The sequence below is a fragment of the Sphingobium sp. RC1 genome (genome assembly GCF_059738765.1).
Map to the genome: position 1 here is coordinate 131,012 of NZ_AP027309.1, position 17,175 is coordinate 148,186.

Genomic DNA, 17,175 nt, shown 5'->3' on the forward strand with positions numbered 1-17,175 from the left:
AACCAGGGATTTGAAATGACCGATACAAACGACGAATATGTATATGACGAAGCTTCGGGCGAGTGGATTTCCGCGGCGGAGGCTGCTGCCAAGGACCAACTCGCAGACCGGGTTGAAGTGCATGATTCCGCCGGTAATCTTCTGGCGGATGGCGACAGCGTCATCACGATCAAGGATCTGAAGGTGAAGGGCGCCGGGCAGACGCTGCGCAAAGGCACCGTGATCAAATCGATCAGGCTGACCGGCGACCCACAGGAAATCGACTGCCGCTATGAGGGCATCAAAGGCCTGGTTCTGCGAGCCGAGTTTGTGCGCAAGCATTGATCTGCGGCGGGGTCCAAAACGCTGGCATGGAGATGGACGGATCGCTCCGGACTTGTAGCTGGACAGTGCGTCAATCCGCGCGCGCGGCGCGACGTGCGCTCCATCCCATGCGCCCCTTTAGCAGTTCGCACAGAAAGAGAACGCAGGCGGGCATGAGGATCAGGAGGGCCAAATCCGTCAGCTTCAACGGAGCAAAGTCCAGAACCTGACGTAGGGGTTCCAGCATGAATATGAGCGCACAAGCCAAAAGAACGAGCAGCGCGACATAGCGCAGCGAAACATTGTGTCGCCAGACGGCGCTCGTCAGCGATGTACTGAAGGACCGATTGACCAGCACCAACGCCATGATGGACGCCACCAGCCCAAAGAAGAGGAGCGCCCGCACGCGGCCAGGGTCATAGGCCCAGAGGGTTGCGCAGATGTGGAGAGCGAGGAGCAGCGCGAAGGCAATTCCGCCATAAGCGATGCTTGGCAGGACCAGACGTCCGGCAAAGAGGCGTTCGTCCGGATTGCGCGGTGGCCTGCGCATGATACGGTTTTCTTCCCGTTCGGCTTCGAAGACGAGCGCGCAAACCGGATCGATGATCATTTCGAGAAGGGCTATCTGGATTGGCCCCAGCACCAACGGCAGGTCCAGCAGAAGTGGGGAAACGGCAAGCCCTGCGATCGGCACATGGACCGCGAAGATGAAACCTATGGCTTTGCGGATATTGTCATAAATGCGGCGGCCGAGCCGAATGGCGACGACGATGGCGCCGAAATCATCCTCAACCAGGACGATGGCCGCAGCCTCCCGTGCTACGTCCGTGCCGCGCTTGCCCATGGCGATGCCGATATGGGCGGCCTTTAGCGCCGGTGCGTCATTGACGCGCCCGCATCTTGCGCGTGTGAAAGACCCGATCCGCCTCATAGGCGACATCGATGGCCGGATTCATCGTGAGCGTGACGATCCTCTTCATGCCCGTAAGGCTATCCCCCGCTCCCCCCGGCTGTAATAGGTATATGTCCCGATGGGCGACGCATTCGGGACGTGGGAAATAGGCTTCTCCATCTTGTCAGTTGAAGGAGCATCGCGATGCGAACACTTCCGCTATTGGCCGCCGTGCTGATCACCAGCGCGTGTAAACCGGCGAACGAGACGGAAGCGCCCGCGCCCCAGACGAATGGTTCGACGATGAACTATGTCGAGGAGATCGCGGCATTGCCCAAACAGGCCCGGGATGCGGCATTTTTCCGTGCTATCCGGGATGCTGGCCTGCCTTGCCAGCAAGTGATCGACAGCAGCCCGATGCCCGGAACCACCCCGCCGTCCGCTGCCTGGAAGGCACAATGCGAGGATGGGACTTATCATCTCATCCAGATCCAGCCCGACGGATCGGCCGTGGTCGCCAGCCGGACCAATCCTTGAGGCCGGATCGTGCGCTCCAGGCCCGCCGGAGAGTGACCATGACGCAACGAGACAGCCCCACGACCCGTCTATGGCTGATATTGGCCATAGTCGCAGCCACGTTGATCCTTATCCTCCTGGCCGCCCAATTGATCAGCGGAGAATGGCTATGGATCATCCTGAACGGGCTATTGCAGCACGAACTGGGCTGAACTTGCCATAGAGGTCACAATCACGCCGATTGGGTATGCCGTTGCCGACGCGCATCATCCAGCAGCTTGACCACTTCGGCATCGCTCGTCTGATCGAATACCACATAATGCGCGCCGACCGCATAGAAGGGATGGGGTTCGTAAAGGCAGATGATGTCGTCGCATTCCCCCCGTAGACCTGCGATCACCGCCGCAGGCGCCACCGGCACCGCCAGAATGAGCCGCGCGGGATGCGCCTTGCTCATGCCCTTCAGCGCCGCCTTGATCGTGCCTCCGGTTGCTATGCCGTCATCCACCACGATCACGGTACGGCCCGCTACCGGAACGGGTTCATTATTCCCCAGATAGACGCGCCAACGCCGATCGATTTCAGCCAGCTGCTTGCGCATCTCGGCGCGGATATACTCCGGCGTGGGGGCCAGCTGCCGCACGATTTCCTCATTGAGGACAATTTGCGGTTCTGCCCCATCGACCACCGCGCCGATGCCCAGTTCCTCATTGCCCGGCGCGCCGAGCTTGCGCACGAAGAGAAGATCCAGATCCGCATCGAGCGCTCTTGCCACTTCGAAGGCGACTGGCACGCCTCCTCGCGGCAAGGCAAGCACCAACGGATGGCTTGGCGCAAAACGTGCCAACGCCTTGGCCAAATGGACGCCTGCATCACGACGATCGTGAAACAGCATGGATTGAGGCTTCATCGGGTCTCCCCCTTCAGGTGAGAGTTGAACCAACGTCAGGCCAGGCTGATGACGATCAGGAGCGTCGCGGCACAAACACGGCCCAGAGCCTCACCTGTCGAAGGATTTCACTTCGCCTACACAACGCTATCTTTTCCAGGATCACCAAGAAATACGAACTGATGAATGCCGATTTAAAATTATGAAAATCAACATGATTATTTTTAAGTTCTAAGTTTCTCCTCCAATAGAATCCGTACTGACGTCTGCGTTTCTCATCGACTCACTATCGTTCACAGCAGATGAACATTGCTCGACTTACTCGAACGATCCCGGCGCCGCGTTGCCGCAGATTTGGCGCGAAGGCTGGCAACCCGCTGGTGCTGATGCTTCTTGCCGCACCGATACGGGCACGCAATGATTTCAGCATGATGCTATAGAGGGGGCATGAAACGCATTGCGCTCTGGCTGTTGCCGCTGGCGCTGCTGGCGGCGGCGGCGGTTTATTGGCTGCTCGCCGAGCGAGCGCACGACGTCAGGCTCATACCCGTTCGTGTCGGCAATGCGGTCGAACTGGTCTATGCCACCGGCTTTGTAGAAGCGGAACATCCTGTCACCATATCCGCGCGCCTTACCGCCCCTGTCCGTCAAGTGCTGGTGGAGGAAGCGCAGCGCGTGGAGCGCGACCAGCCGCTCATCCTGCTGGATGACGAGGAACAGCGCCATGCTGTGCAACAGGCGACGGCACAGCGTCGCGTTGCCTTGCAGGACGAGCGGCGCACGCTCGCGCTGTTCGCCAAAGGGCGGGTCACGCGGGCCGCTCGTGATTCCGCCGTTGCAGCGGCCGACAGTGCAAAGGCGGCGGAGGAAGGCGCGCGTGCCCGCCTCAATCAGATGGTGGTGCGGTCAGGCATCAACGGCATCGTCCTGCGCCGCGATGTGGAACCGGGCGATCTCGCAACCCCTGGCCGCGCGCTCATGACGCTGGGCGATCCCGCCAGCGTCCGAATCACCACAACGGTCGATGAACGCGACGTGCCGAGGATTCGCGCAGGCCAGGCGGCGCTGATGTCGAGCGATGCCTGGCCCGGTCGGGTGCTGCATGGCCAGGTCCGCGAAGTGACGCCCGGCGGCGATCCCGAACAGCGCGCCTTCCGCGTGTATATCGTTACCGACCAGCGTCTGGCGCTGCCGCTCGGGCTGACGCTGGAAGTCAACATCGTCACCCGGCGCGCGGATCGCGCGCTGCTGGTGCCGACGAGTGCGATAGAGGATGACAAGGTCTGGGTCATCCGCGACGGACGCGCTCATGCCCGGGCGGTGCGGACTGGCATCGCTGGGTCCGGCGATGTCCAGATCCTTTCAGGTCTATCGCAAGGCGAAATGATCGTGAGAGCGCCCGAGGGCAAACTCTCGGACAATATGCGGGTGCGGGTAACGCAATGAGCGGGCAGCTCTGGCTGTTGGCAAGCATCGCCGCCCGGCATCTGGTAGGTCGGCGCCGACAGACTCTGGTTGCCGTGAGCGGCGTTGCGGTAGGCGTCGGCTTCTTCCTGGCCGTCTCCGCGATGATGATCGGAAGCCAGAATGATTTCATCAAGACGCTGATCGATGCGGCCCCGCACATCATCATTTCCGACGAACTGCGCAGTCCGCCCCCGCAACCGGGCGTCAGATTATACAAAGGTGCGGCGATTGACCTACGCCATTATAAGGTCCGCAACGAAGTGCGCGGGCTGAAAGGCTGGCCGGAGATACTGCGGGCCGTCAATGCAATGCCCGGCGCGGTCGGCTCACCCAGTCTGACGGGGGCGATCACCTTGCGCAGCGGCGGGCGGGAGGAAGCGTTGACGATCGTTGGCGTCGATCCTGCGGTCGAAGAGAAGGTCAGCGCCATTGAGGACAAACTGCGCACCGGACGCCTCCGCGATCTGGAAAGCACGCAAGGCGGCATCATCATCGGCGAGGAGATGGCGCGGCGCCTCGGCCTTGCCATGGGCGATGGCGTGGGTGCGACCTCCGCATCGGGCAACAGCCGTTCGCTCCGCATCGTCGGCCTGTTCAAGCGCGGCCAGACTCAGCTGTCCTCGTCGCTCGGCTATGTGCTTCTGCGGGAAGCGCAATCGCTGCTGGGCCGACCCTTCATCATCAATCGCATCGGCGTGCACCTGGACGATCCCTATGGCGCGCAGCTCATCAGCCGACGCCTGGAAGAGCGCTTTGCCTACAAGGCGGAAAGCTGGGAGGAGCGATCGGCAGACCTGCTCTCGCTACTCGTGACCCGCAATGTCATCATGTACAGTGTCGTCTCGGCGATCCTGCTGGTCGCCAGCTTCGGCATCTACACCGTCGTGTCGAACAGCGTGTCGGACAAGAGACGCGACATTGCGATCATGCGCTCAATCGGCTTTTCCGAAGGCGACCTCCAACTGATTTTCGTGTTCGAAGGGTTGGCGCTGGCGCTGGTGGGCATCGTTGCAGGATGGTTACTGGGCTACGGACTGCTGGCGATACTGGGTTCCCTCCACTTTCCCATCGGTGGGGACAATGAACGTCTGCCGCTCGATCGATCGGCCCGGCAATATGTCATCGCCGCTGCGGCCTCGCTGTTTTCGGGTGTGATCGCGGCCTGGCTTCCTGCGCGGAAAGCGGCACGGGTCGATCCCGTCGACATATTGCGGGGCGCGGTATGAGCGCGATCATGCAGGCGCAGGGCCTTTCTCGCGAACTGGCCGGACCACCCCCGGTCACGCTGGTTGCCGATGTTTCGCTGACGATTGATCCGGGCAGCTTCGTCGCCATCGTCGGGCCGTCGGGCTGTGGCAAATCCTCCCTCCTCTATCTACTGGGGCTGCTGGACCGTCCGATCGAAGGGTCCCTACTGTTTGAGGGGCGCGACATGAACGCGCTGGACGGCGACGAACGCGCGCAGATCCGACTCACGCATTTCGGCTTCGTGTTCCAGTTTCACTTCCTGCTGCCCGAATTCACCGCACTGGAAAATGTGATGCTGCCGATGCGCAGGCTGGGCCGACTGTCGCCAGCACAGGCGCGGGAGAAGGCACAGAGTTTGATGGCCGCCGTCGGCTTGGCCAAAAAGATGGACAAGACGCCCAACCGCCTGTCGGGCGGCGAAAGGCAGCGCGTGACGATCGCCCGAGCGATCGCGAACGATCCCGCGCTGGTGCTCTGTGACGAGCCCACCGGCAATCTCGACAGCCAGAACAGCGCCCACGTGGTCGAGATGTTTCGCGCCCTTGCCCATGATCAGGGCCGCGCGGTCGTGTGCGTGACCCATGATCCCGACGTCGCCGCCGCTGCCGATGTGCAGATATCGATGCTAGACGGCCGTATCAGCGGAACCGACATTCGATCGCGATGAACGAGAACTCAAAGGCTCCTTACTGCTGAAATCCCTGATTTTTGACGCACGTCAATTCGTCGCCGGGACTGAAGATTTAATGTCTTTGGAAAGGAGACATAAAATGGATCAGCTGTTTGGCCTTTACTTCCCGCATTTCGTCGCTGGCCTGATGCTCGTGTTCATGCTCGTTCTGGGCGGCCTCAGCGTCCAGGACGCCATGCGCGGCGACCGGAATTGAGTGAAGAGCAGCCGCCCTTCCACGCCGTGGGCGGACGCGAAGGGGTCAGCAGGATCGTGGATCGATTCTATGACCTCATCGACTCCGTCCCTGCCTATCGCGACCTGCGGGCGATGCATGCCGATGACCTGACGCCTATGCGGCGGTCGTTGAGCGGTTTTCTGTGCGGCTGGCTGGGTGGCGACAGCGACTGGTTCGCCGCCAACCCCGGCAAGTGCATGATGACGCTGCACGCCCGCTTTCCCATCACCGATGCCGTTGCCGTTCAATGGACGTCTGCGATGCGGAAGGCGATGGAGGATTGCGGCGTCGAAGAGCATCTGGCCGCACGCATTGGCAGCGTCTTCGACGCGATGGCGTCGGCCATGGTTCGCGCCTGATTCCGACTGCCCCGCGCATGTCACCGGGGGCAGTTCTTGCATCACCGGCTTGCATCCGAAACCGCAAGGATGTGGTCCGCACGGCCGGGGAAGATATAATCGAACTCCAGAACCACGCCGCCGCCCAAAGGGCCATCGACGATCAGGTCTGTCTCGCAAAAAGCTTGCACACCATTGCGGCCATAGGTGTAGCGCGTGACGCCTCTATAAACTGGTGACGCATCAAGCCGGGCGTCGATCTCCGCGTCGCCCGGCTGAGCGCGATTGACCAGAAACTTCAATCGCCCGGCAAAGCGCACATCATTGGCCTCCAGCGCCTGGAGCGCCAGATAGCGATCTTCCAGCTGCTCAAGCGATGCATGCAGGAACCCCACATGAAAATCATATTCAGGATCGGCTGCCTGTGCAGCCCGATAGGCTGAAACAGCGGGGTGCTCGCTATCAGTGCCCAACCCCAGCGCTTCGCGCGCCGCGGTCAGCAGCGCCGCTGTCGCCGCCGGTAGCGGGCTGAGATAGACGATGTTGTCCCCGTCATTGGGGGCAAGGACATTGGTGGTGAAGCGATAGAATATGCCGCCTTGCGGCAGTTCCATTTGCTGGGTCTTCATGAGCCCGGCGGTTTCCAGCAGCAATGCAGCCGCCGGACCATCTTCAGGCCGAGGATAGTGCAGGTTAACGTGGCTGATTGTCTGCGCCGCCTTTGCGCGCATGGTCGATTGGACGTTCATGCTGTTCCTCTCTGCCGCAGCCTCTCGCCCGGCCCGCAGATAGGAAGGCGAAGTGGCCTCAAGCGCCTTGAGGCAGGTCAAATTTCAAACATGCGCGTAGCATTTTGTTATATTTGCAACGAAAATTGTCGCTTGCTCAGCGCATAGACCACGAATGATCGGAGAAAAAATCGCTTCATGAAAGCGAAAATTCCCGAAATTTGATGATGGTCAATTCCCTCCTGGTCGTCCCGGTTCATCATGGCGCCACAACCGACTGGAGGACGACATGGAAGTCGCGGCTCTCGCCTACAGCATCATTACGTCCCGCGATCTTCAGCAATGGGTCCGCTTCGCCGAAGACATCGCGGGATTTTCCGTCCATGCGCTTCCGGGCGGACTGGCGCTGCGTATTGACGAGCGCGCGGGGCGGCTGTTCATCATCGAAGGCGATCGCGACGGCTATTGCGCCAGCGGCTGGGAAGTGCGCAACGAAGAGCAATATGCGCAGGCCCTTGCCGCGCTCGATGCGCGAGGCATTGCCTATACACATTCGACGCAGGCGGAGCGGGCATTGCGCCATATCACCGCCATGGTGTGGTTCCACGACCCTTCGGGCAACCGCCACGAGCTATGCTATGGCTATGTCAGCAGCTTCGCGCCCTTCTGCTCACCGCAAGGCTCGCGCTTCGTTACCGGCGACCTTGGCTATGGCCATGCCGTACTGCCCGCCCCGAATATCGCAAAGACGCGCAGCTTCCTGAGCGCAGTGCTGGGCCTTGGTCTGTCCGACTTCATGGTCCACCGCCCCGCTGGCGAGGGCGGACCCGAAATGCGGATCGACTTCCTGCATTGCGCCAATGGCCGTCATCATAGCCTGGCCTTGTTCGAAGGCGAGGTGCCATCGGGCTGCGTCCATCTGATGGTCGAAGTCGCGACGATCGACGAGGTCGGCCACGCCTATGACCGCATGCTGGCGTCCGGCGCGCGTCTGATGGCGACGCTCGGCCGCCATACCAACGATCACATGATCAGCTTCTACGTCGAAACGCCCGGCGGCTTCGCGCTCGAATATGGCTGCGGCGGGCGGGTCGTGGACTGGGACCGTCACACCGTTTTCGAAAGCACATCGGCCAGCCTGTGGGGCCATGATTTCAGTGTCGGCTTCGGCGCCGACGAACAGGCGAAACTGGCCAACGCGGCCTGATCAGAGGGATAGGGAATATGACGCTTGCCAATGCGACCACCGCGCCCGCCATGGCCGATCTTGTCGATCGCGCGGCGGCGCTCGTGCCGGTTCTGCGCGAACGGGCCGACGCCTGCGAAGCGGGCAACAAGGTGCCGGACGAAACCATCCGCGATTTCCAGGAAGCGGGCTTCTTCAAGATTCTCCAGCCCGGCCGCCATGGCGGATATGAGATGGACATCGAAACCTTCTACGCGGTGCAGATGAAGCTGGCCGAAGGTTGCATGTCCTCCGCCTGGGTGCTGGGCGTCGTCGCCGTGCATAACTGGCAGCTCGCCCTGTTCGATGCGCAGGCGCAGGAGGATGTGTGGGGCAAGAATGAAGCCACGCTGATCTCCTCCTCCTATATGCCGCGCGCGCAGGTGACCCCGGTCGAAGGCGGCTATCGCATCAGCGGGCGCTGGGGCTTTTCCAGCGGCGTCGATCATTGCGATTGGGCGTTTCTGGGCGGCCTCGTCAACGATCCCGAGACCGGCGAGCCGGACTTCTGGACCTTCCTCGTCCCGCGCGGCGATTTCAAGGTGCTGCCGATCTGGGACACGATCGGCCTAGGCGGCACGGGTAGCCATGATGTGACGGTGGAGGATGCCTATGTCCCCGCCTACCGCACCCATCGGTCGAAGGACGGCTTCGCGTCCACCAATCCGGGGGCAAAGGTCAATCCCGGCCCGCTCTACAAGCTGCCGTTCGGGCAGGTCTTTGTGCGCGCCGTATCTTCCTCGTCCATCGGGGCGCTTCAGGGCGCGCTCGACTGCTTCATCGAGAAGGGCGCCAAGCGCAGGAGCGCCAATAGCGGGGCCAGTGCCACGGCCGACCCCGATGTGCAGATGGTGATCGCCGAAACCCGTGTGGCGATCGACGAGATGAAGACCATCCTGTTCCGCAACTTCGCGCACCTCACTGAAAAGGCGCGCATGGGCGAGCAGGCGGACCTTGAAACCCGTCTCCACTACCGTTTCCAGTCCGCGCAAATTTCCGGTCGCTGCTGCGCGCTGATCGCCCGCATCTTCGCAACGAGCGGCGCGGAAGCCATTTATCGCGGCAATCCGATCGCCCGTACCTTCTGCGACATTCATGCCGGGCGGGCTCATGTCGCGAACAATCCGGGCGTCGTCGGCCGCAATTTCGGCGGGGTCATGCTCGGCGCGCCGAACGGCGACAGCTTCATCTAAGAGGAAAGGCAGAGATCATGGCAAAGACAGCCGAATATGGCCTGGGCGAACTGACCTTCCCTCGTGGCTGGTTCATGGTCGCGATAGCCGATGAGGTGACGCAGCAGCCGCAGCCCGTCCGCTTCTTCGGACAGGACATGGCGCTGTACCGGGGCAAGAGCGGGCGTGTGGTGCTGATGAATGCCTATTGCCCGCACATGCGCGTCAATATTGCGCGCAACAGCACATCCTATGTCGTGCGCGACGGCAATCAGGTGGAGGGAGATTCGATCCGCTGCCCCGCCCATGGCTGGCGCTTCACTCCCGAAGGCCAATGCGACGACATTCCGTATTCGACGCACAACATCCCCAAGGCCGCCTGTATCAAGTCGCATAAGGTCGTGGAAAAAGCCGGCTGCATATGGATGTGGCATGACATGGAAGGGGCCGAACCAGACTATGACCTGCCCGACTTCGCCGAATGGGGCCGCACCGGCGAAGGATGGGTCCGCTGGCAGGTCGACCATCTGGGCACCCTGCCGATCCACCCGCAGGAAATCCTCGACAACATGACCGACTATGCGCATTTCGCGCCGGTCCATGGTTCATCGGGCAATGTCTTTTTCGAAAATGAATTTGACGGTCCCATCATGCGCCAGCGCTTTGCGTCGGGTCATCGTACGCTAGTGGATGGCAGCGCCATGCTGGAAACCGACACCTGGTACACCGGCCCCGGCATCCTGCTGTCCCGCATGGAGGGCAAGCACCCGTCGCTCATGATGATCTGCAACACGCCGGTCGAGGATGGCGAGGTCCGCGTCTGGTTCGCGGTGATGGCGCAGACCGCTGCGAACGGCCAAGCGACCGTGGAGGAACGCGCCACCGCCCGCGCCTATCATGAAGCCGGACTCGCCGCCTTTTCACAGGATTTCGAGCTGTGGAAATATAAGGAACCGGCCATCAACATCCTTCAGGTGCCGGACGACGGGCCGTTTCACAAGGGACGGCTATGGTATCGCCAATTCTACAATCCGCGCGTCCGCGCGAGCGAGTTCCAGAAGCGGGTCAACGGCGTCCATACCACCGTGGACCTGCGCGGGAGCAAGGCTGCGGCCTGAAATCCCGTAGCTAAGGGATCGGCGGCGGAGCTTCCCTTAGGGCCGCTCCGCCGCTGCCATATGCACTGCCCGATTTTGACGCACGTCAATGTGTTCGCGACAAGTAAGTATATACTCACTTCTTGAGCGAACCGGCATTTCTGCCTCCGCGCAACCAAGAGAGGAGCGAAGATGAACGCGCGTAGCCAGCCACATCCGGCGATCACATGCCCCCTGCCCATCGCCGACCGGGATGGACTTCGCAGGGCGTTGCAGGACGCCAACCTGCCTAGCCTGCTGATGGTTTACACTACCTATGCGCAGGACCGCGAATATCTGGACAGTTTCGCGCCCTACCTGACCGGCATCTACACGGCAGAAGCGCCTTCGAACGTGCCGGAGGAAATGGCGCAGGAGCTGCGGGACCGTCTCTTCGCGTTGCTGACGAACCCGACGCCGCCGGTGGAACGCCCGATCGATCCTGAACTGCTGCGCCGGATGATGGGCGTCAGCGTGGGTGAGGATGTCGATCCAACGATCATGCCGGTGCTTTACGACCAGATGGGCTTTGAACGCACCGTGCCGCGCAAGGACATGCCCGGCCGCATCCATCCGTCCGCCGGTTTCCGCGTGCTGGTGATCGGCGGCGGCATGACGGGCATTGCCGCAGGGATCAAGCTCGGCGAGGCGGGCTATGACTATACGATCATCGAGAAGAACCCTGACCTTGGCGGCACATGGCTGGAAAACCGCTATCCCGGCGTGGGCGTCGACACGCCCAGCCACTTCTATTCTTATTCCTTCGAACTGAACCCGGATTGGAGCAGCTACCACCCCAAGGGGCCGGAGATTCACAGCTATCTGACCGGCGTCGCCGACAAATATGGCATCCGCGACCATGTCCAGTTCGGCACGAAGGTGCTCGCTGCCCGCTGGAGCGATGCGGACAGCAACTGGCACGTCACCTTACAGGATGTGAAGACCGGCGCGGAACGGGTGGAAGTGGTGAATGCGGTGCTACTCGCCCACGGCGTGCTAAACCGCTGGTCCTTCCCCAATATCCCCGGCCTGGACAGCTTCAAGGGCACCAAGATGCACACCGCCGGATGGGACCCGGACATGGATCTTACCGGAAAGCGCCTGGCGGTGATCGGCACGGGCGCCAGCGCCGCCCAGCTCGCGCCCGCGATCGCTGACAAGGTTTCCAGCCTCGTCATCTTCCAGCGGTCGAAACATTGGGTGCTCAATAACCCGGAAATCACCGCACCGGTGAACGACAATATCCGCTTCGCGCTGCGTAACATTCCCCATTACAAGGAATGGTTCCGCTTCCGCGTTTACTGGTTCACCGGCGACGGCCTCTATGGCAATGTGAAGAGGGACCCGAACTGGCCCAACCAGGACGTCTCGATCTCTGCCCAGAATGACGGCGCGCGCAGCTATGCGCTGCAATATATCCATCGCAAGCTGGCGGGCCGTCCCGACCTTATTGAAAAGGTCGTTCCCGACTATCCGATCTTTGGCAAGCGCATCGTTCTGGACGCCGACGGCGGCTGGCTCGACACTTTGCTGAAGCCCAATGTCACGCTGGAAACCGACCCCATCGATCATGTCGAGGAAAATGCGATCGTCACCAAAAGCGGCAAGCGCTACGAAGTCGATGTGATCGCGCTCGCCACCGGATTTGAACTGGCCCCCGCACTCGGCCCGCTCAAGGTCTATGGCCGGGGCGGCTGCGATCTGGCGGCGGCATGGGGCAAGGACGAGGCGCGCGCCTATCTGGGCGTGATGGCTCCCGCCTATCCCAACTTCTTCATGACGCTCGGGCCGAACAGCGCACCCAATCATGCTGCCGGGGTCAACATGGTTCTGGAAGCGCAGATTCACTATATCGTCGAAGCGCTCGACAAGATCGTCGCCGCTGGCGGCAAGGCGGTCGAGCCGACGGAACAGGCCTATATCGACTGGAATGAGAAGGTCGACGAGCAGATGAAGCAGATGGTCTGGACCCACCCCAAGGCGAAAAGCTATTATCTGAACAGCAAGGGCCGCAACTATGTGTCCTGCCCGTTCAAACTAGCCGAGTACTGGAACTGGACGCGCAATCCTGATCCGGAGGCGATGGTCATTTCCTGACCGTCAAAGACCAGCAAAAAGGAGGCCAGATCCCAGCGGATCCGGCCTCCTTTTTCTATTATTCCTTCGGACGATTCCCTATTCCTCGTCGATCAGTATCCGCACTGCCGCGCCTTCGCTGTCATCGAACTGCCCATCCCGCAGCGCCCAGAAAAAGGCGGCGAGGCCCAGCAGGCCTAGGAACAGGGCGATCGGGATCAACAGTCCAAGGCCGGTCATTTCGCGGCTCCTTTCAAGCGCAATGCATTGGCGATCACAAGCAGCGACGATGTCGACATGGCGATCGCAGCGACCAACGGCGTGACCTTGCCCGCCACCGCCAGCGGCACCGCCAGCACATTATAGCCGATGGCCAGCGCGAAATTCTGCTTCACCACGGCAATCGTCCGGCGTGACGCGCGAACAGCCATCGCCACGGGCGCCAGCCTGTCGCCCAGGAATACAGCGTCGGCCGTCAACTGGCTCGCATCGCTGGCAGAGGCCGGAGCCATGCTGGCATGACCCGCGGCCAGAGCCGGGCCGTCATTCAGCCCGTCGCCCACCATCAACACCTTCTCGCCGAGCGCCTGTAACCGCCCGACCAGCGCCAGCTTATCCGCCGGACGCAGATGGCCGATCGCCGTCGTGCCGGTCGCGCGGGCAATCTCCTCCAACGCCTCGGGACGATCCCCGCTGGCAATCAGCGTCTTGAGGCCCATCGAGCGCATCTCGCTCAGCGTTTTGGCCGCATCCGGGCGCAGGGCGTCGGAAAAGTGCAGCAGCACCGAACGCTCGCCGAACCGATATTCGCTCGCAAGGCCGAACAGGCTGACGACGCTGCGTGGCCGGGCCAGCGCCACCGCTACGCCATCATGATCTGCGAAGACGCCCTCTCCCGGCACTTCGCGGATACGGTCGAGGGACGCGGGGGCGACTTGCCGAGCCTCCAGCGCCTGCCGCAGCGCGTCGCTCAATGGATGACGAGAGACCCTAGCCAGCGCCAGCAGGATCGACTGATCCTCACACTCCAGCCGGTCGAGCGCCTGCGGCACCGGACGGCCCAGCGTCAGCGTGCCGGTCTTGTCGAACAGCGCCTCGCTCACTTCCGCCAGCCGCTCCAGCGCCGACCCGTCCTTCACCAGCACACCGCGCCGCATCAGCGCGCCGCATGCAACGATCTGCGCCGCCGGGACCGCAAGGCCGAGCGCGCAGGGACAGGTGATCAGCAGCACGGCGACCGCAATCAGCAGTGCCTGATGTGCCCCCGCGCCCGCAATCATCCAGCCGGCAAAGGACAGCGCGGCGAGCAAATGGACGCAGGGCGCATAATAGCGCGCGGCACGGTCGGCAATCCGGACATAGCGGGACTTCCCCTGTCCCGCTTCCTCCATCAGCCGGGCGATGTCGGCGATGACCGTGTCGGCCCCGGCGGCCGTCACTTCGACGGTGATCGGCCCTTCGATATTCATCGCCCCGGCCTGAACGGCATCGCCAGCCCTCACACGTACCGGCGCGCTTTCGCCGGTCAGGAAAGCGAGGTCGATGCCGCTTTCTCCTTCAACGACCCGACCGTCGGCGGCCAGCCTTTCGCCCGCCGCGACGATCATGCGCATGCCGGGACGCAGCGCACTGGCCGCTGTCCACTTGCTGCGGCCACCTTCGCCCAGCACCAGCGCGCCCGGCGCCGTCTGTTTCAGCAACGCCGCCACGCCTGCCCGTGCCCGCGCCCGCATCATGCTGTCCAGGCAACGTCCCGCCAGCAGGAAGAAGAGCAGCATCACGGCGCCATCGAACCAGGCATGCTCCCCCCCACTGATGGTTTCGAAAAGGCTCATCGCCGTGGTCAGCAGCACGCCGATGCTGATCGGCACATCCATGTTCGTGCGCCCCTGCCGCAACGCCGCCCAGGCGGAACGGAAGAAGGGCTGGCCCGCATAAGCGACGGTCGGCAAAGCGATCAGCGCCGACAGCCAGTGGAACATCGTCCGCGTCGCGCCTTCTGCGCCTGACCAGATCGACACCGACAGCAGCATGATGTTCATCGCCGCGAAGCCCGCCACGGCGAGCGCGCGCACCAGCGCCCTGCTCTCGGCCGCCGCGACATCCTGACCCGGATCGGCGAGCGGTTCGGCGTCGAACCCGAGCGCGACGATTGCGGCCTTCAGTTCGGGCGGCGTCAGTACGGGATCATGGCTGATCGCGACCCGCTTGGCGCTCATATTGACTCGCGCCGACAGGATGCCGGGCGTCAGCGGCAGGCCATTCTCGATCTTCGAGATGCACCCTGCGCAGTGGATGCCGGGCACTGCGAACAGGCTCTCCTTTGTCTCTAGCGGCGCTTCCCCAATCGGGGCGGGATGGCTGGCCATCAGTCGATCTCCCGCAACAGATGTTCTTCTCCGCCGCCATGGCGAATGTCGAAGCGCAGCCGCCACCGGCCACCGGGCAACGCACGGTCGCTCACATAAAGGCCGGGCGCGGTTTCATGGAGTTGCAGCACAATGTCGGGCATCTGCCCCAGCGGGTGCTGCGCCACCGCCCGCATCCAGGCACCACGCACATTCAGCGTCATCCGCACATGGCACGCCTGGTCCAGCGTCACCCGGTCGCGCCATCCCAGCTTTTCCTGCGCACGGGCCTCCGCCAGCCAGCCGTTGAACTTCTGGCTGGCCACATAGCTATTCTCCACCACCGTTCCGCCGAACGAACGCACGGCGACCGTCGCCATCAGCGTGTTGACCGCGATCACCACCGCGAAAAAACTGATAAGTATCGCCGTCATATGCCAGCCGGTGAAGGAACGGGCTTGTTTCATGTCAGGGCCTTTCAAATCGGGCGGCTTCGCTGCCGACACCGCCTTCGCGATCCGTGGCGCGGATCAAGAAAGCGAAATCCTGCCTTGCCGGACCAGCGGACGGGAGGACGAGGAAAAGGCGCAGCTTCGCTACGCTGTCGGCGGGGATGGTGGTGCGTACGGAGGCGCTGGCCTTGTCGCGCGATCCGATGTCGGTCCACATCTTCGCGCCAGGAAGGCCGGTCAGGCTGACCTCCACGGCGCGTGGCCGGGTCTCCATATTCCGCAGCTTCAACGTATAAGCATTGCGGATCGCGCCGTCCGACAGGCGCACGAAGATCGGGTTGCGATCCTGCTGCGCACTGATGTCGAGCCGCGTCCGCGCACCCAGCGTGAACAGCATCGCCGCACCAATGCTCGCCCACACACCGAAATAGGCGATGGTCCGCGGGCGCAGCAATGTCTTCAGCACCGGTTTTGGCGCCGTACCTTTCTTCTCCGCCTCCGCGTCGTCCTCGGTACAATAATCGATCAGCCCACGCGGCCGCCCGATCTGCTCCATGACCTTGTCGCAGGCGTCGATGCACAGCGCGCAGGTGATGCAGCCGATCTGCGGCCCTTCACGAATGTCGATGCCGGTCGGGCAGACCGCGACGCACTGGTTGCAGTCGATGCAGTCGCCAAACTCGCCCGGATGCGCCTCCGCCTTTTTGAGGCTCCCACGCTTTTCGCCGCGCCAGTCCTTATAGGTAACGACGAGCGACTTCTCGTCGAGCATCGCGGTCTGGATGCGCGGCCATGGACACATGTATATGCACACCTGCTCGCGCATGAAGCCGCCAAGGATGAAGGTGGTGGCGGTCAGCACTGCCACCGTCCCATAAGCGACCGGCGCTGCCGTGCCGCTCCAAAATTGCTGCTGCAAAGTGGGCGCATCGGCGAAATAGAAAATCCATGCCCCGCCGGTGATGAAGGCGATCGCCAGCCAGACGGACCATTTAGCGAGCCGTCGCGCCAGCTTGGCTGCGCTCCATGGCGCTTTAGCCAGCTTCAATTGCGCATTGCGATCGCCGTCGATGAAACGTTCGACATGCTGATAAAGGTCGGTCCACACCGTCTGCGGGCAGGCATAGCCGCACCACGCCCGCCCCACCGCCGAAGTGACGAGGAACAGGCCGATCCCCGCCATGATGAGCAGCCCGGCGACATAGTAGAATTCGTGCGGCCAGATTTCGATCGAGAACATGTAGAAGCGACGGTGCGCCAGATCGACCAGCACGGCCTGGTCCGGCGCATAAGGCCCCCGGTCCCAGCGCAGCCATGGCGTGCCCCAATAGATGGCGAGCGTCACCGCCATGATCGCCCATTTTAGGCGACGATAAAAGCCGTCCACCGCCTTGGGATAGACGCCCTTGCGCTTTTCGTAGAGCGAGGGGGAGTCCGCCATCAGCATCGGCTGCTCCCGGTATGAGGGGACAAGCTA

At 62.4% G+C, this 17,175-nt stretch carries 18 protein-coding genes; 11 read left to right on the forward strand and 7 right to left on the reverse strand.

Annotation, left to right across the window (positions count from 1 at the left end; translation table 11 throughout):
- The first annotated feature begins 15 nt into the window (after positions 1 to 15).
- Complete coding sequence (locus AC6JBC_RS16855) at positions 16 to 324, forward strand: alkylphosphonate utilization protein (protein WP_449469547.1); 309 nt, start codon at positions 16 to 18, stop codon at positions 322 to 324.
- A 70-nt stretch (positions 325 to 394) separates the two neighbouring features.
- On the opposite strand, the gene AC6JBC_RS16860 is transcribed toward AC6JBC_RS16855, so the two are convergent.
- Positions 395 to 1,243, reverse strand: a complete 849-nt coding sequence (locus AC6JBC_RS16860) for a cation transporting ATPase C-terminal domain-containing protein (protein ID WP_498026614.1) — start codon at positions 1,241 to 1,243, stop codon at positions 395 to 397.
- Positions 1,244 to 1,399: 156 nt separating this feature from the next.
- On the opposite strand from AC6JBC_RS16860, the gene AC6JBC_RS16865 reads away from it, so the two are divergent.
- Together AC6JBC_RS16865 and AC6JBC_RS16870 are read left to right on the forward strand one after the other, a co-directional pair.
- Complete coding sequence (locus tag AC6JBC_RS16865) at positions 1,400 to 1,732, forward strand: hypothetical protein (protein WP_498026615.1); 333 nt, start codon at positions 1,400 to 1,402, stop codon at positions 1,730 to 1,732.
- A gap of 38 nt (positions 1,733 to 1,770) precedes the next feature.
- Positions 1,771 to 1,923 (forward strand): hypothetical protein, encoded by a 153-nt coding sequence (locus tag AC6JBC_RS16870; protein ID WP_498026616.1) that lies wholly within the window; start codon positions 1,771 to 1,773, stop codon positions 1,921 to 1,923.
- A 20-nt stretch (positions 1,924 to 1,943) separates the two neighbouring features.
- Here the strand turns inward: AC6JBC_RS16870 and AC6JBC_RS16875 are convergent, their stop codons facing one another.
- Positions 1,944 to 2,621 (reverse strand): phosphoribosyltransferase, encoded by a 678-nt coding sequence (locus AC6JBC_RS16875; protein WP_498026617.1) that lies wholly within the window; start codon positions 2,619 to 2,621, stop codon positions 1,944 to 1,946.
- 426 nt (positions 2,622 to 3,047) lie between these two features.
- Between AC6JBC_RS16875 and AC6JBC_RS16880 the strand changes: the two genes are divergently transcribed.
- The 4 genes from AC6JBC_RS16880 (at position 3,048) to AC6JBC_RS16895 (ending at position 6,582) form a co-directional block, all read left to right on the forward strand.
- Positions 3,048 to 4,046 carry an efflux RND transporter periplasmic adaptor subunit gene (locus tag AC6JBC_RS16880; RefSeq protein ID WP_498026618.1) on the forward strand — a complete coding sequence of 333 codons (999 nt, stop codon included), beginning with the start codon at positions 3,048 to 3,050 and terminating at the stop codon, positions 4,044 to 4,046.
- Positions 4,043 to 5,293: an ABC transporter permease gene (locus AC6JBC_RS16885; RefSeq protein WP_498026619.1), complete on the forward strand. Its 1,251-nt coding sequence runs from the start codon at positions 4,043 to 4,045 to the stop codon at positions 5,291 to 5,293. Before AC6JBC_RS16880 ends, AC6JBC_RS16885 begins: the two co-directional genes overlap by 4 nt.
- Positions 5,290 to 5,982, forward strand: coding sequence for an ABC transporter ATP-binding protein (locus tag AC6JBC_RS16890; protein WP_498026620.1), 693 nt, complete (start codon positions 5,290 to 5,292; stop codon positions 5,980 to 5,982). Before AC6JBC_RS16885 ends, AC6JBC_RS16890 begins: the two co-directional genes overlap by 4 nt.
- 216 nt (positions 5,983 to 6,198) lie before the next feature.
- Positions 6,199 to 6,582: a group II truncated hemoglobin gene (locus AC6JBC_RS16895; RefSeq protein ID WP_498026621.1), complete on the forward strand. Its 384-nt coding sequence runs from the start codon at positions 6,199 to 6,201 to the stop codon at positions 6,580 to 6,582.
- Positions 6,583 to 6,623: 41 nt separating this feature from the next.
- Here AC6JBC_RS16895 and AC6JBC_RS16900 read toward each other — a convergent pair whose 3' ends face one another.
- A complete protein-coding gene (locus AC6JBC_RS16900; protein ID WP_498026622.1) occupies positions 6,624 to 7,391 on the reverse strand; it encodes a hypothetical protein in 768 nt (255 codons plus the stop codon).
- Positions 7,392 to 7,578: 187 nt separating this feature from the next.
- Between AC6JBC_RS16900 and AC6JBC_RS16905 the strand changes: the two genes are divergently transcribed.
- The 4 genes from AC6JBC_RS16905 (at position 7,579) to AC6JBC_RS16920 (ending at position 12,919) form a co-directional block, all read left to right on the forward strand.
- Positions 7,579 to 8,496 (forward strand): VOC family protein, encoded by a 918-nt coding sequence (locus AC6JBC_RS16905; protein WP_498026624.1) that lies wholly within the window; start codon positions 7,579 to 7,581, stop codon positions 8,494 to 8,496.
- 17 nt (positions 8,497 to 8,513) lie between these two features.
- Positions 8,514 to 9,707, forward strand: coding sequence for a flavin-dependent monooxygenase (locus AC6JBC_RS16910; protein ID WP_498026625.1), 1,194 nt, complete (start codon positions 8,514 to 8,516; stop codon positions 9,705 to 9,707).
- A 17-nt stretch (positions 9,708 to 9,724) separates the two neighbouring features.
- Positions 9,725 to 10,804, forward strand: a complete 1,080-nt coding sequence (locus AC6JBC_RS16915) for a 3-ketosteroid-9-alpha-monooxygenase, oxygenase component (RefSeq protein ID WP_498026626.1) — start codon at positions 9,725 to 9,727, stop codon at positions 10,802 to 10,804.
- A 171-nt stretch (positions 10,805 to 10,975) separates the two neighbouring features.
- The gene (locus tag AC6JBC_RS16920; protein WP_498026627.1) at positions 10,976 to 12,919 is read left to right on the forward strand and encodes a flavin-containing monooxygenase; all 1,944 of its coding nucleotides are present in this window, start codon (positions 10,976 to 10,978) and stop codon (positions 12,917 to 12,919) included.
- A 78-nt stretch (positions 12,920 to 12,997) separates the two neighbouring features.
- Here AC6JBC_RS16920 and ccoS read toward each other — a convergent pair whose 3' ends face one another.
- From ccoS to ccoG, 4 genes are read right to left on the reverse strand one after another with little or no spacing between them, the layout of a single operon-like run.
- Positions 12,998 to 13,138: a cbb3-type cytochrome oxidase assembly protein CcoS gene (gene ccoS / locus AC6JBC_RS16925; RefSeq protein WP_464789437.1), complete on the reverse strand. Its 141-nt coding sequence runs from the start codon at positions 13,136 to 13,138 to the stop codon at positions 12,998 to 13,000.
- Positions 13,135 to 15,267, reverse strand: coding sequence for a heavy metal translocating P-type ATPase (locus tag AC6JBC_RS16930; RefSeq protein ID WP_498026628.1), 2,133 nt, complete (start codon positions 15,265 to 15,267; stop codon positions 13,135 to 13,137). Before AC6JBC_RS16930 ends, ccoS begins: the two co-directional genes overlap by 4 nt.
- The gene (locus tag AC6JBC_RS16935) at positions 15,267 to 15,713 is read right to left on the reverse strand and encodes a FixH family protein (RefSeq protein ID WP_498026629.1); all 447 of its coding nucleotides are present in this window, start codon (positions 15,711 to 15,713) and stop codon (positions 15,267 to 15,269) included. Before AC6JBC_RS16935 ends, AC6JBC_RS16930 begins: the two co-directional genes overlap by 1 nt.
- A 1-nt stretch (position 15,714) precedes the next feature.
- Positions 15,715 to 17,145, reverse strand: coding sequence for a cytochrome c oxidase accessory protein CcoG (gene ccoG / locus AC6JBC_RS16940; protein WP_498026630.1), 1,431 nt, complete (start codon positions 17,143 to 17,145; stop codon positions 15,715 to 15,717).
- Between the last annotated feature and the right edge of the window lie 30 nt (positions 17,146 to 17,175).

Bases quoted from the DNA above. Each gene is read 5' to 3' on its own strand.
- AC6JBC_RS16905 (WP_498026624.1), top strand. From the start codon at position 7,579: ATGGAAGTCGCGGCTCTCGCCTACAGCATCATTACGTCCCGCGATCTT.
- ccoG (WP_498026630.1), bottom strand. From the start codon at position 17,145: ATGCTGATGGCGGACTCCCCCTCGCTCTACGAAAAGCGCAAGGGCGTC.
- AC6JBC_RS16935 (WP_498026629.1), bottom strand. From the start codon at position 15,713: ATGAAACAAGCCCGTTCCTTCACCGGCTGGCATATGACGGCGATACTT.
- AC6JBC_RS16865 (WP_498026615.1), top strand. From the start codon at position 1,400: ATGCGAACACTTCCGCTATTGGCCGCCGTGCTGATCACCAGCGCGTGT.
- ccoS (WP_464789437.1), bottom strand. From the start codon at position 13,138: ATGACCGGCCTTGGACTGTTGATCCCGATCGCCCTGTTCCTAGGCCTG.
- AC6JBC_RS16875 (WP_498026617.1), bottom strand. From the start codon at position 2,621: ATGAAGCCTCAATCCATGCTGTTTCACGATCGTCGTGATGCAGGCGTC.
- AC6JBC_RS16885 (WP_498026619.1), top strand. From the start codon at position 4,043: ATGAGCGGGCAGCTCTGGCTGTTGGCAAGCATCGCCGCCCGGCATCTG.
- AC6JBC_RS16920 (WP_498026627.1), top strand. From the start codon at position 10,976: ATGAACGCGCGTAGCCAGCCACATCCGGCGATCACATGCCCCCTGCCC.
- AC6JBC_RS16915 (WP_498026626.1), top strand. From the start codon at position 9,725: ATGGCAAAGACAGCCGAATATGGCCTGGGCGAACTGACCTTCCCTCGT.
- AC6JBC_RS16870 (WP_498026616.1), top strand. From the start codon at position 1,771: ATGACGCAACGAGACAGCCCCACGACCCGTCTATGGCTGATATTGGCC.
- AC6JBC_RS16890 (WP_498026620.1), top strand. From the start codon at position 5,290: ATGAGCGCGATCATGCAGGCGCAGGGCCTTTCTCGCGAACTGGCCGGA.
- AC6JBC_RS16860 (WP_498026614.1), bottom strand. From the start codon at position 1,243: ATGTCGCCTATGAGGCGGATCGGGTCTTTCACACGCGCAAGATGCGGG.
- AC6JBC_RS16880 (WP_498026618.1), top strand. From the start codon at position 3,048: ATGAAACGCATTGCGCTCTGGCTGTTGCCGCTGGCGCTGCTGGCGGCG.
- AC6JBC_RS16930 (WP_498026628.1), bottom strand. From the start codon at position 15,267: ATGGCCAGCCATCCCGCCCCGATTGGGGAAGCGCCGCTAGAGACAAAG.
- AC6JBC_RS16910 (WP_498026625.1), top strand. From the start codon at position 8,514: ATGACGCTTGCCAATGCGACCACCGCGCCCGCCATGGCCGATCTTGTC.
- AC6JBC_RS16855 (WP_449469547.1), top strand. From the start codon at position 16: ATGACCGATACAAACGACGAATATGTATATGACGAAGCTTCGGGCGAG.